The organism is Olleya sp. KKT75 (genome assembly GCF_055635485.1).
This window is the reverse complement of sequence record NZ_CM145759.1, coordinates 894,719-907,750: the sequence shown is the minus strand read 5'-3', so window position 1 is coordinate 907,750 and position 13,032 is coordinate 894,719. Positions and strand designations below refer to the sequence as shown.

Genomic DNA, 13,032 nt, shown 5'->3' with positions numbered 1-13,032 from the left:
AATTCTTCATGCAAAGAAACTTCGAACTTGTAAAGTCAAGGTTAACTAGGGATTAATAGTTGATGACCAAAAAGTTAGGATAATGTTATGTAATTAATCTATCTGTAATTTTCTCCAAACGTTAAGTTAACATTGGAAAGTGCTTTACTTTATTTATCAAATAGTTATCTTGCATTTCAAAATATGGACTATGATTTGGGAACAGTTACTCTCTTTAAAACGCTTTGGCGATACCAATAAAAGATTACGAAAAGAACAAGACGAAACCCGTTTAGGGTTTGAGGTAGATTATGACCGTGTCATATTTTCTTCAGAGTTTAGAAGTCTTCAAGACAAAACACAAGTAATTCCTTTATCCAATACAGATTTTGTGCATACACGCTTAACACATAGTTTAGAGGTTAGTGTCGTAGGACGATCTTTAGGTAGAAAGGTAGGGCAGAAAATTTTAGAGAAACACCCACATCTTCAAAATATACATGGTTACCTTCCAAACGATTTTGGAGCCATAGTCGCTTCTGCTGCTTTAGCGCACGATATAGGAAATCCACCTTTTGGGCATTCTGGTGAAAAGGCAATAGGAGAATATTTTATTTCTGGCGAAGGACAACAATACAAAGACCAATTAACAGATAAAGAGTATCAAGACCTTTGTGATTTTGAAGGAAATGCTAATGGTTTTAAAATTGTAACACAGAGTAGGGTTGGACGTGAAGGTGGTTTAAGATTAAGTTATGCTATTTTAGGTGCTTTTACAAAATATCCAAAAGAATCATTACCAAAAAAACCAACCAAGCATATAGCCGATAAAAAGTACGGTTTTTTTCAAACTGAAAAAGAAGCGTTTATTGATGTTGCTAATGAGCTAGGTTTAGCTAGTAGAGGTCAAGACGGAGATATTAGTTACTCACGTCATCCATTGGCCTTTTTAGTAGAAGCAGCAGATGATATTTGTTATACTATAATTGATTTTGAAGATGGTATTAATTTAGGATTAATCCCAGAGGAATACGCTTTAGAATACCTTATTAATTTAGTAAGAGACTCCATAAATACTAAAAAATACCACCAACTTACAAATACTAAAGACCGAGTAAGTTATTTAAGAGCATTAGCGATTAATACTTTAATTAACGAAGCAGTTACCATTTTTATGGATAATGAAGACGCGATTTTAAATGGTGATTTTAATATTAGCCTGTTAGATAAAAGTAAGTACGAGGCGCAGATTAATGATATTATTAAATTAAGTATTGATAAAGTCTATCAGTCGGAAGAGGTTGTAGATAAAGAGATTGCTGGCTATCAAGTTTTAAATACCTTATTGCATACGTACAGTAAAGCTATTAATAATAACTATGCTGGGACTGGTTCTAATTACGATAAGTTGATATTAAAAGGCTTACCTTCTACCTTAGATTTAAATACAGAAAGTTTGTATGTTAGATTATTAGACGTGTGTCATTTTGTGTCTAGTTTATCGGATAGTCAGGCCATCCTTCAATATAAAAAATTAAGAGGGTTTAGTTTTTAAGCTAAACGTGTTAAAAATAGGCTTAGGCTTTTAGAGTCAAGCTGAATAGATTGCTGTAATTCTAAAACGGTTCCGTGTTCAATAAACTGATCTGGGATTCCTTTTAGAATTACCGTATTCTTATAATTATGTTTTGCTGAAAATTCGGCTATTGCACTACCAAATCCACCTATAACTGAAGCATCTTCAATAGTAACAATAGTCTTGTGTGTTTTAAAAACCTCATGAAGCATGTCTACATCCAATGGTTTTACAAAGCGCATATCATAATGAGAAAATGCTGAGGTATCTTCCATTAAATCTAGCGCTTCCGTAACGTTTTTTGCGATACTTCCAATAGAAAGAATTGCGGTTGTTGTCCCTTGTTTTAGATAGTGTCCTTTACCAATTTCAATTTTAGAAAACGGTTGTTGCCAATCTAAGTTTTCGCCACGTCCTCTAGGATATCTAATAGCAATAGGTTGTTTTAGTCCCAATTGCGCAGTGTACATAATATTACGTAGTTCAATTTCGTTTCTAGGTGCAAATAGTATTAGGTTAGGGATGCAACGTAAGTAGGCTATATCATAAACACCATGGTGTGTTGCGCCATCTTCGCCCACCAAACCAGCACGATCTAAACAGAAAATTACAGGTAAGTTTTGTAGTGCCACGTCATGTATTACTTGGTCGTAAGCACGTTGTAAAAAGGTCGAGTATATGTTGCAAAACGGGACCATACCTTGTGTAGCAAGTCCTGCAGCAAAGGTAACAGCATGCTGTTCTGCAATTCCAACATCAAAAGCACGTTCTGGGATTTGCTCCATCATGTATTTTAAAGAGCTTCCTGTTGGCATTGCTGGTGTAATCCCAATTATATTTTCGTTTTGTTTTGCTAATTCAACAATAGTATGCCCAAAAACATCTTGGTATTTAGGCGCTTGCTTAGTGTTTGATTTTGGATTTAATTCGCCTGTATCTTTATTAAACTTTCCTGGTGCATGATAGGTGACTTGGTTTTCTTCTGCCTGACGTAGTCCTTTCCCTTTTGTGGTTATAACATGTAAAAACTTTGGGCCTTTTACGTTTTTTAAACGCTTTAATTCTTCAATTAACAGCGGTAAATTATGCCCATCTATTGGCCCAGAATAGTCAAAGTTTAAAGCTTCAAAAATATTGTCTTGTTTTTCTGTGCCTTTTTTGACGTTGGTTAGGTATTGTTTTAACGCACCAACACTTGGGTCAATACCAATAGCATTGTCGTTTAAGATAACTAATAGATTAGCGTCAGTAACGCCTGCGTGATTTAGGCCTTCAAAAGCCATTCCGCTTGCAATTGAGGCATCTCCAATTACTGCAATATGTTGCGTGTCTAAATCACCTTTTAATTTAGAGGCAATTGCCATACCCAAAGCTGCAGATATAGAAGTAGAGGAGTGTCCAACGCCAAACGTATCAAAGTTGCTTTCTGACCTGTTTGGAAAACCACTTAAACCGCCTATTTGCCTGTTGGTTTCAAAAGTATCGCGTCTACCAGTTAATATTTTGTGTCCATAGGCTTGGTGTCCAACATCCCAAACTAATTGGTCTTTTGGCGTGTTAAATACATAATGAAGCGCTATGGTTAACTCTATTACACCAAGACTTGCACCAAGATGTCCTTCTTTTGTAGCTACGATATTGATAATAAAATCGCGTAACTGTTTAGCAATAACAGGTAAGTCGTCTTGTTTTAAAAGACGTAGCTGTTTTGGGTTGTCAATGGTATGTAATAGATTGTTTTGCACTTAGCAAAAATACGAGATTTTATTAATCTTCTGCATCAAAAATTATGGGTAAAACATGTATAATCGAAACGTTTTTACCATGATTTACAGCAGGGATAAGTTTTGGTAATTTTTTTATAACACGTTCTGCTTCTTTTTTTAATCCAAGATGAGGTGCTTTAATATCAATAAGTGTTATGTCACCATTGTTTTCAATTTTAAAATTTACGAAAACACGTTGTATGCCTTTTAGGTCTAAATTTATAGCTGAATCTTTAGAGAAATTGGCTTTTATAAAGGTGCTTAATTGTGATTGGAAGTATTTTAGTTCTTCTTTTTTTGATAAATTTTTAGGCGTATTTTTAAACTTTGGTAATGTTTCTACGTTATAAATAGAAAAGGGTTCTGTTGTTGGATATTCTATAAATTCCATATCCCCCGTAATATCTATTATTGGAGGTTCTATTTTTAGCGAATCTATTTTTACAGGATCGGGTTTCATTATTATTTCGCCAGTAGTAACGTTTTCCACGATTAAAACACCATCAATAGGAGGGATTACTGCGTTAATGATTTTTGGAGGTTTAGGGGCTTTCTTTTTAGTAACAACACTATCTGTCTCAATAGGTTTCTCGATTAATCCTAAAATATCAATAACTTTATTTTTAGTCGAATCAATAACTTCTATAGTGTCAATTTTTTTTGGTGTTCCGTTTTTTGAAGAGCAGTTAAATAAAGTTGTTCCCATAATAATCATGGCTGCTAAAAAGAACGATTTATAAACGCTATGTTTTTGCTGAATTAAGCTTAACGGAATTATTAAGTTTATAGAATCCAGTTGTGTTTGCTTAATATGTCCACAAATGCGTTTGTCTTTATTTTCTTGTAAAAAATCTTGAATTTGATAAGTGTCCATTTTAGTAAAATCGACAACCGTTTTGTTGCAAGATCCGCAAAAACGACCTTTGTCCTTTGGTGTCATGGTATCCCAACCTTCATGACAAGGCTCTGGTATTTTAATAGAATAATAGTTAGCCATATTATTGATATTTTTCTAATAGGCATCAAAAGTCTTGCCGATTACACTTTATTTTATCAGAAATTGTATTTTTACTGATATGATAAACCCATACGACGATACTTATTTTATGAAAAAAGCACTTCAGGAAGCTGAAGAAGCTTTTGATAAAGGCGAAATTCCGGTTGGTGCTGTAATTGTTATTAAAGACCGTATTATTGCCAGAGCCCATAATTTAACTGAGCTTTTAAACGACGTTACGGCGCATGCCGAAATGCAAGCAATTACTGCTGCTGCTAATTTTTTAGGTGGTAAGTATTTAAAAGATTGTACGCTGTATGTGACTTTGGAGCCTTGCCAAATGTGTGCTGGTGCTTTGTATTGGAGTCAGATTTCTAAAATTGTTTATGGTGCAAGAGATGACGACCGTGGTTGTATTGCGCTAAATACAAAGCTACATCCTAAAACTAAAATGGAAGGTGGTGTGTTGGCTGAGGAAGCATCAGCTTTATTAAAGCGCTTTTTTATTGAAAAACGAAACTTAAATTAATAGACTGTGTTTGCGGTTTAGTGCATTAGCGATAGTAACGACATCCTTTTTGTTTTACTAAAAAAAAACAAAAAGATACAGTGGATAGCGCGACGCTTTGTAGCTTTTTGCGGAAAAGGGTAATGCCCAAATAAGGGGTATTAAAGTTTACGCCTGTCGCCTTCTTTTTTACGCATGTCTTCTATTTTTTCTTTAGTTAACATATATTCTTTTGCATCTCTGTCTTTCCATCTGTGGTACGTAAATAATGGGATTACTACAAAAAACAAGCCTAAAACACCAAAGCCTATTAACTTTTGTGCATAGTCTACTTCTAGCCAATAGCCACAAATAATACTAGCAACTGAGGCGATAAAAGATAATGCGATGATGTATTTCATGTTTTAAAAGACGTTATTTTTTGTAAAGATATAAAATGCTTTACTAAGTGGTGGTATAGTTAATTAATTGGCGTCTGTAAGCGGTTAGTAATTTAGATTTTGAAACAAATCCGAAATACTTACCGTCTTTGATTACGGGCAAATTCCATGCGTTTGAGTCTTGAAATTTGACCATTACGGCTTTCATGGAATCGGTTTTGTAGTCTATAATATCGGGTGGATTATGCATCAAGTCTTCGACTAAAGTGGTATCGTACAGTGCTTGATTAAACATGATTTCTCGGACATCATCCAAAAGGATTATACCTACTAACGCTTTGTTTTTATTGACTACTGGAAATAGGTTTCGTGTAGATTTTGCAACGCCTTTATGTAGCATATCTCCAAGCGTCATGTTGGGGTTTAGTTTTACAAAATTAGTTTCTATCACGCTATCTAAAGACATTAGGGTTAGTACGCTTTGATCTTTATCGTGGGTTAGTAATTCGCCTTTTAAGGCTAATTCTTTGGTGTAAATGGTAAAATCTATGGCGTTTTTTTTAATAATAAATGACATGGATACCGCAATCATTAATGGGATAAATAACTCGTAACCACCCGTAATTTCTGCAATTAAGAAAATAGCAGTTAATGGTGCATGTAGCACTCCTGCAATTAATCCAGCCATACCAATTAAGGTAAAATTGGTTTCCGACACATTAAAACCTAAACCTAAATTGTTGATTATTTTGGCAACTACATTACCCAATGCGCTACCCATTACCATGGTTGGAATAAATATTCCTCCAGCTCCACCAGCTGCAAAAGTAGTAGTCATGGCTATGGCTTTAAATACTGTTATACCAATTAGTAATCCAATAACCACCCAAATATTATCGTTTAGACTATCAAAAGGTGTAGTGCCTAAAGCTGCCAAATGGTTTCCTGCTAATAGGTTGTTTATAAAGCCAAACCCTTCTCCGTAAAGTGGTGGGATAAAATATAACATGACACCAATTGCTAATCCACCAATTATTAATTTTATTAATCTAGATTTAAAACGCTCGAAGAATTTTAAAATATAGAAATACATTTTAGTGAAATAAATTGAGGCAAAACCAGTTCCGATACCTAAAGCGACGTAAAACAGAGTGTCTTTGATTTCGAATTTATCAGCAAAATTAAAGTTGAATAATAAGTCGTCACCCAAAAAGAAGTACGACGTTAACACGGAAGATACTGATGCTATTAATAAAGGTAATAACGAGGCGAAGGTTAGGTCTAAACTAAATACTTCAACCGCAAAAATAATTGCTGCAATTGGTGATTTAAATATAGATGAAATAGCGCCTGCTGCTGCACAACCAATTAATAATGTACGTGTTTGTTGATTAACATGAAACAGCTTACCTAAGTTAGAACTGATTGCAGATCCTGAAGCAATAGCTGGTCCAAGTAATCCGACAGATCCCCCGAAACCAACAGTTAAAGGTGCGGTTATTAAAGGAATGTAAATTTTGGAACGCTCTAATAGTCCACTACGTTTTGATAATTTAAATAATATGGAAGGGATGGCGTGTTCTACCTTTTTTTTAGAGACATATTTGGTAAATAAATAGACTAAAAACAACCCAAATACCGGTAGTATAAAATAGACTTGATTTTTAGAAAATACGACAAGGTTATCTAAAGCACTCTCTATAGTAAACGTAATGTTTCTTAATGTTACCGCAGCTAATCCTGCCAATAGTCCAACTAGTCCACTTAAAATATAAGTAAAGTTTTTTTCGGAGATGTTTTTAATTCTCCAAATAAAAAAACGTTTATGTAGTGGCTGCTTTGGCATTAATTAAATGTAATAAAAAATCCTGCAATTTGCAGGATTTTTTATTATTGTATTGGTTTTTATTCTTTTGATTTAGAAGTGAATTTTCTGAATTTTCCACAATTATTAATTAAATAAATTCCCAAATCTTTATTATATTTTTTTCCTTCTTTTTCTGAATAAGTTTTAGATATTTCATCAAAGTTCTCTTGAGTAATTTTATCAATAATTTGCTTTATATTTTCAGGTGTAGGGTTTTCAGGAATCTCTTCACAAATTTTTAAGCCAACTTTTTGAATAATCTCATTTGAGGTATTGGTTTCAAGTATGTCAGCCATTAATTCTCTATAAGAATCACAATTGTCAGTCATAATATTATTAAATACATCTTCTAGATATTTGAAAATATCATTACCATCAATAGAAGATTTTCCAGTAAATTCTTTAACTACTTTTTCTGTGTAAGCTCTGTTTTTTTTAAAAGCATTTAGACTGCATTCCATAATTAGTTTTGACTTAGTTTCCTTGTCAGCGTTTATGTCAATAGTTTTTACACATTCGCAATTATTTTCAATTAATTCTTTTTCGGTTTGAGAAAAAGTAAAAATTGGTATTAATAGTAAAATGGATAAAATGGTTTTCATTACAAATCTAATTTAAGATTTAATTCTTTTAATTGTGCATCATCAATTGGAGCAGGCGCGTCAATCATGACGTCTCTACCAGAATTGTTTTTAGGGAACGCAATAAAGTCTCTAATAGTTTCTTGACCGCCTAAAATAGCAACTAATCTATCAAGACCAAAAGCTAAACCACCGTGTGGTGGTGCGCCATATTCAAAAGCATCCATTAAAAATCCAAATTGAGCTTTAGCTTCAGCTTCACTAAATCCTAAATGTTTAAGCATGATAGCTTGTGTCGCTTTATCGTGTATACGTATTGATCCACCACCAATTTCGTTTCCGTTAAGGACTAAATCGTATGCGTTTGCTTTTACGTCTCCTGGGTTAGTGTCTAATAATTCTATTTGACCAGGTTTAGGTGATGTAAAAGGGTGGTGCATGGCGTGGTAATGACCGGTTTCTTCATCAAGTTCTAATAATGGGAAATCAATAACCCATAATGGAGCAAATACTTTAGGGTCACGCAAACCTAAACGTGTTGCTAGTTCCATACGTAAAGCACTTAATTGTGCACGCACTTTATTAGTGTCTCCAGACAATACACAGACTAAATCTCCTGCTTTTGCGCCTGTTTTTTCTGCCCATTTAGCTAAATCGTCTTGGTCAAAAAACTTATCTACAGATGATTTGTATGTTCCATCCTCGTTTACACGACAATAAATCATACCTAAAGCACCAACTTGTGGACGCTTTACCCAATCAATTAATTTATCTATTTCTTTACGTGTATATGCGTTTCCGCCAGGAACAGCAATACCAACGACTAATTCTGCCGAGTTAAATACACCAAAGTCTTTATGTTGTGCAACATCATTTAATTCGCCAAACTCCATTCCAAATCTAATGTCTGGTTTGTCATTTCCGTATAAACGCATCGCATCGTCATATAACATACGTGGGAATTTGTCAACCTCTACACCATTTACTTCTTTAAGTAAGTGACGTGTTAAGTTTTCAAACACGTTTAAGATATCTTCTTGCTCTACAAACGCCATTTCGCAGTCAATTTGCGTAAATTCTGGTTGTCTGTCTGCACGTAAATCTTCGTCTCTAAAACATTTTACAATCTGGAAGTATTTGTCCATTCCACCAACCATAAGCAATTGCTTAAAGGTTTGAGGTGATTGTGGTAAGGCGTAAAACTCGCCTTCATTCATTCTAGAAGGGACTACAAAATCTCTAGCACCTTCTGGAGTAGACTTGATTAAGTATGGTGTTTCAACTTCAATAAAGTCGTTACCTGATAAAAAGTTTCTAACTTCTTGTGTTACTTTAGCTCTAAAAATCAAGTTGTTTTTTACCGGATTACGTCTAATGTCTAGGTAACGGTATTTCATTCTAATATCTTCACCACCATCTGTTTTGTCTTCGATAGTAAAAGGAGGAAGTAAAGATTGGTTTAGAATGTTTAATTCTTTTACTAAAACTTCGATGTCTCCTGTTGGGATATTTTTATTTTTTGATTCACGCTCTATAACCGTACCCTTAACTTGTATTACAAATTCGCGACCAAGCTTTTGTGCTTGCTCCATCATTGCTTTAGGTGTACGCTCTTCGTCAAAAATAAGTTGTGTTATTCCGTAGCGATCACGAAGATCTACCCACATCATAAAACCTTTATCTCTTGATTTTTGAACCCAACCTGAAAGGGTAACTTCTGTATTTATATGTGATGCTGTTAACTCACCACAGTTATGACTTCTGTACATAATATTTTATTAGAAATGCAAAAGTAAAAAATCCGAAGTAAAGACTTCGGATTTTTTGTTTAAATCATTGTTGTTATTATTATAAAGAACAATTATTCTTCATTTAGTGATTCTATAGTTAACGTTTCTTCTGTTGTATCTGAAGAAAACTTAGCTCTTAACCACATTTTTAATTTAACTGATAAGAAAAATAATATTGGCACTACAATTAATGTTAAGAATGTTGCGATTAATAGACCGTAAATTACGGTCCATGCTAATGGCCCCCAAAAGACTACGTTGTCTCCTCCCATATATATGTTTGGATCAAGCTCAGCAAACAATGTAAAGAAGTTAATATTTAATCCTATAGCTAATGGTATTAGACCAAAAATAGTTGTAATTGCTGTTAGTAATACAGGTCTTAAACGTGCTTTACCAGCCTTAACAATACTTTCAAAAAGGTCTTGATTAGTTAGGTAGTCTTCTTTTTCTAAATCTAATTCGGCTTTTTTTCTATCAATAAGCAATTGTGCATAATCTAAAAGCACCACACCATTATTTACTACAATTCCGGCTAGCGATATAATCCCCACCATGGTCATCATAATAACAAAAGCACTTCCAGAAATTACAATACCACCAAATACACCAATAAAACTAAGGAAAATAGCGATCATGATTATTGTTGGTTTTGATACCGAGTTAAATTGAAAGATTAAGATGAAAAAGATTAATCCTAAACCTGTAAAGAACGCGCCAACTAAAAATAGCATTTGCTTGTTTTGCTCTTCTATTTGTCCTGTGTAATCAATTTTAATGTTTTTAGGTAAGTCTTCATAACTTTTCATTTCGTTTTGAATTTGACTTACTATGGCAGCAGCATCTGTATAACCTGGAGATAATGCAGAATACACTGTTACAACACGCTTGGTGTCTTTATGTTTAATGGCACTAAATCCTGAGTTGTTTTCGTATTTAGTAACTGCAGAAACAGGGACACTTTTTATTTGTCCAGTATTGTCTCTAAACGTAATGTTTTGATTAAATAAAGCACTTTTGTTGTATCTGTTTTCTTCGTTAAAACGAACGTAGATATCAAAATCGTCACCATCTTCTTTATAAATACCGGCTTTAGATCCAAAGATAGAACTACGTAATTGTTGTCCTACTTGTACAGCACTAATACCAAGTTCTCCTGCTTTCTGTCTGTCAATAGTAACACGCATGGTTGGCTTGTCCTTGTTAACATCTATTTTTAGCTCGTCAATACCAGAAATGTTTTTAGTATTAATAAACTCTCGCATGTTTTCTGCGGTAGCAATTAGCTCGTTATAGTCGTCACCTTCAATTTCAATATTAATAGGTGGTCCAGCAGGCGGTCCGTTAGCATCCTTTTCGACAGAAATTAAGACTCCAGGATAAATACCAACTAATGCGGCTTGTACTTCTTGACGTAATAACTCACTATCTTCTCCACGTCTAAATTTAAACTCACGCATGGATGCTGTAATCTTACCTTTATGAGGCATCTCTGCAGCAGATCCGCCATCAGTTTGTGGGTTTCCGGCACCTTCACCAACTTGAGCAACGGTGCTTTCTACTAAAAAGTTTTTACCCTCAAACATGTATTTTTCTTGGTTTACAACTGTAAAGACACGTTTTTCGATTTCTTTAGTAATAGCATTTGTTTTCTCGATTGCTGTACCTTGAGGATACTCGATATAAACAATAATCTGATTTGGTTTGTTATCTGGAAAAAACTCAACTTTAGTTCTTTTAGCACTTAATGACATACCAAAAGCGATAAACGACGCAATTAATAATAAGAAAGTACCAATACTTAAAACGTAAGGTCTCCATCCAGAAAGAGCACCACGTAATTGACGCTCGTACCAGTTTTCTAAATTTACTAACGCTTTGTTTTGAAAGCTATTTGCCCATTTACGGATAAAGAAACGGTACGCCCATAACATTACAGCAGTAAAAATCATAACGGTACCTAAACCTTTATAAGTCCCACCAAATAATAGTATAAGGATACCAAAAGTAGCCACTATTAATGTTGTTCTGATAATTTGCTTTAGTGGCATGTCCTTATCTTCAATAGTCATGAATTTTGATACCAATACCGAGTTAAAAAATATGGCCACAAATAGGGACGATCCTAAAACTACAGATAATGTTATTGGTAAAATTTTCATAAACTCTCCCATAATTCCTGGCCAGAAGGCTAAAGGTGTAAAGGCTGCAACAGTTGTTGCTGTTGAAATGATAATAGGAAACGCAATTTCTCCAATACCTTTCTTGGCAGCTTCAATCCTACCCATACCTTCGTCTTCCATTAAACGGTACACGTTTTCTACAACCACAATACCATTATCAACCAACATACCAAGTCCCATAATAAGACCAAACAGGACCATTGTATTTAAACTTTGTCCAAGTAGCTCTAATATCATTAAAGACATAAACATCGACATTGGAATAGCAAAACCAACAAATAGTGCGTTTTTAAATCCTAAAAAGAACATTAAAACGGTTACTACCAGTATAACACCAAAAATAATGTTGTTTACTAAATCGTCTACTTGGCCAATTGTTTTTGAAGACTGATCATTAGTAATAGTTACCTTCAAATCTGGAGGAAATACATTAGCAATAGCATCTGCAACAATAACCTGAATTTGCTCAGCAGCAGCAACCATGTTTTTACCAGCACGCTTTTTAACATCTAGCATAACAACAGGAGCGCCGTATTCTCTAGCAAAAGTAGTATGGTCTTCTTCTTGAAAAGATACCGTTGCAATATCCTTTAGGTAAATAGATTTTCCTTTTTCAGATTTAACCACAAAGTTTTCTAATTCTGATGGCTTTTCAATTTCACCTAAAACTCTAATAGTACGTCGTTGTCCGCTTGCTTTTAAATTACCTGCAGACATGGTTAAGTTACCATTGTTTATAGCGCCAATAATATCATTAAAAGTAACTTGTGCAGCCATCATTTTATAGATGTCTACAGCAACCTCAACTTCCTTTTCTTGGGCACCACGGATGTCTGCTTTTTTAATTTCTTGTAAATCTTCAATATCATCTTGAAGGTATTCAGCAAAATCTTTTAATTTTTGAATTGGATAATCTCCTGAAATATTAATGTTCAGGATTGGCATTTCTTCAGATAAACTTAATTCAAACACATCAGGTTCTACTTTAGCACCATTAAAGGTTGGCCAATCTTCGCCTGACGTTTCTGTGTCAATTTCATCTTTAACCTTTTGTTTGGCTTGATCTACAGTAATACCCTCGTCAAACTCTACAATTAACATCGAGTAATCTTCTTGCGATGTTGAGGTAATTTCTACAACATTACTTACTGTTTTTAGTTTGTCCTCTAAGGGATCCGTAATTAGTTTTTCAATATCCTCAGCAGTGTTTCCTGGGTAGATAGAACTAACGTAAATCTTGGTTTCGTTTACTTCCGGAAAGTTTTCTCTAGGCATACTGAAAAAGGCAGCAATACCTAGGTAAAAGATAACAGCAATTAGCACATACATTGTGGTTTTGTTATTAATTGCCCACGATGATAAACCAAATTCTTTATCGACTTGTTTTTTCTTTTTAGTCATATTT

General features: G+C 34.2%; 9 protein-coding genes. 2 read left to right on the top strand and 7 right to left on the bottom strand.

Annotated elements, in window-relative coordinates; translation table 11 throughout:
• Positions 1-190: 190 nt before the first annotated feature.
• Positions 191-1,534 carry a dGTP triphosphohydrolase gene (dgt, locus tag ACZ2G2_RS04075; protein WP_090838153.1) on the top strand — a complete coding sequence of 448 codons (1,344 nt, stop codon included), beginning with the start codon at positions 191-193 and terminating at the stop codon, positions 1,532-1,534.
• Here dgt and dxs read toward each other — a convergent pair.
• The gene (gene dxs, locus ACZ2G2_RS04070; RefSeq protein ID WP_470394109.1) at positions 1,531-3,300 is read right to left on the bottom strand and encodes a 1-deoxy-D-xylulose-5-phosphate synthase; all 1,770 of its coding nucleotides are present in this window, start codon (positions 3,298-3,300) and stop codon (positions 1,531-1,533) included. The genes dgt and dxs overlap by 4 nt on opposite strands.
• Positions 3,301-3,322: 22 nt before the next feature.
• Positions 3,323-4,318: an energy transducer TonB gene (locus ACZ2G2_RS04065; protein ID WP_470394107.1), complete on the bottom strand. Its 996-nt coding sequence runs from the start codon at positions 4,316-4,318 to the stop codon at positions 3,323-3,325.
• Positions 4,319-4,397: 79 nt separating this feature from the next.
• Here ACZ2G2_RS04065 and ACZ2G2_RS04060 point away from each other — a divergent pair, with 79 nt between their 5' ends.
• The gene (locus tag ACZ2G2_RS04060) at positions 4,398-4,847 is read left to right on the top strand and encodes a nucleoside deaminase (RefSeq protein WP_470394105.1); all 450 of its coding nucleotides are present in this window, start codon (positions 4,398-4,400) and stop codon (positions 4,845-4,847) included.
• 140 nt (positions 4,848-4,987) lie between these two features.
• Here the strand turns inward: ACZ2G2_RS04060 and ACZ2G2_RS04055 are convergent, their stop codons facing one another.
• From ACZ2G2_RS04055 to ACZ2G2_RS04035, 5 genes are all read right to left on the bottom strand, one after another.
• Entirely contained in the window at positions 4,988-5,227 is a 240-nt protein-coding gene (locus ACZ2G2_RS04055; protein ID WP_090838146.1) for a hypothetical protein, read from the bottom strand.
• Positions 5,228-5,270: 43 nt separating this feature from the next.
• Positions 5,271-7,052, bottom strand: coding sequence for a chloride channel protein (locus tag ACZ2G2_RS04050; protein ID WP_470394103.1), 1,782 nt, complete (start codon positions 7,050-7,052; stop codon positions 5,271-5,273).
• 59 nt (positions 7,053-7,111) lie between these two features.
• On the bottom strand, positions 7,112-7,675 hold the full coding sequence (locus tag ACZ2G2_RS04045; RefSeq protein WP_470394101.1) for a hypothetical protein: 564 nt from the start codon (positions 7,673-7,675) through the stop codon (positions 7,112-7,114).
• Entirely contained in the window at positions 7,675-9,423 is a 1,749-nt protein-coding gene (gene aspS / locus ACZ2G2_RS04040) for an aspartate--tRNA ligase (protein ID WP_470394099.1), read from the bottom strand. Before aspS ends, ACZ2G2_RS04045 begins: the two co-directional genes overlap by 1 nt.
• Before the next feature lie 92 nt (positions 9,424-9,515).
• A complete protein-coding gene (locus tag ACZ2G2_RS04035) occupies positions 9,516-13,028 on the bottom strand; it encodes an efflux RND transporter permease subunit (RefSeq protein ID WP_470394097.1) in 3,513 nt (1,170 codons plus the stop codon).
• Positions 13,029-13,032 lie beyond the last annotated feature (4 nt).

Coding starts and splice junctions, on each gene's coding strand:
- dgt (WP_090838153.1), top strand. CDS start 191: ATGATTTGGGAACAGTTACTCTCTTTAAAACGCTTTGGCGATACCAAT.
- ACZ2G2_RS04065 (WP_470394107.1), bottom strand. CDS start 4,318: ATGGCTAACTATTATTCTATTAAAATACCAGAGCCTTGTCATGAAGGT.
- ACZ2G2_RS04060 (WP_470394105.1), top strand. CDS start 4,398: ATGATAAACCCATACGACGATACTTATTTTATGAAAAAAGCACTTCAG.
- ACZ2G2_RS04055 (WP_090838146.1), bottom strand. CDS start 5,227: ATGAAATACATCATCGCATTATCTTTTATCGCCTCAGTTGCTAGTATT.
- ACZ2G2_RS04050 (WP_470394103.1), bottom strand. CDS start 7,052: ATGCCAAAGCAGCCACTACATAAACGTTTTTTTATTTGGAGAATTAAA.
- ACZ2G2_RS04045 (WP_470394101.1), bottom strand. CDS start 7,675: ATGAAAACCATTTTATCCATTTTACTATTAATACCAATTTTTACTTTT.
- aspS (WP_470394099.1), bottom strand. CDS start 9,423: ATGTACAGAAGTCATAACTGTGGTGAGTTAACAGCATCACATATAAAT.
- ACZ2G2_RS04035 (WP_470394097.1), bottom strand. CDS start 13,028: ATGACTAAAAAGAAAAAACAAGTCGATAAAGAATTTGGTTTATCATCG.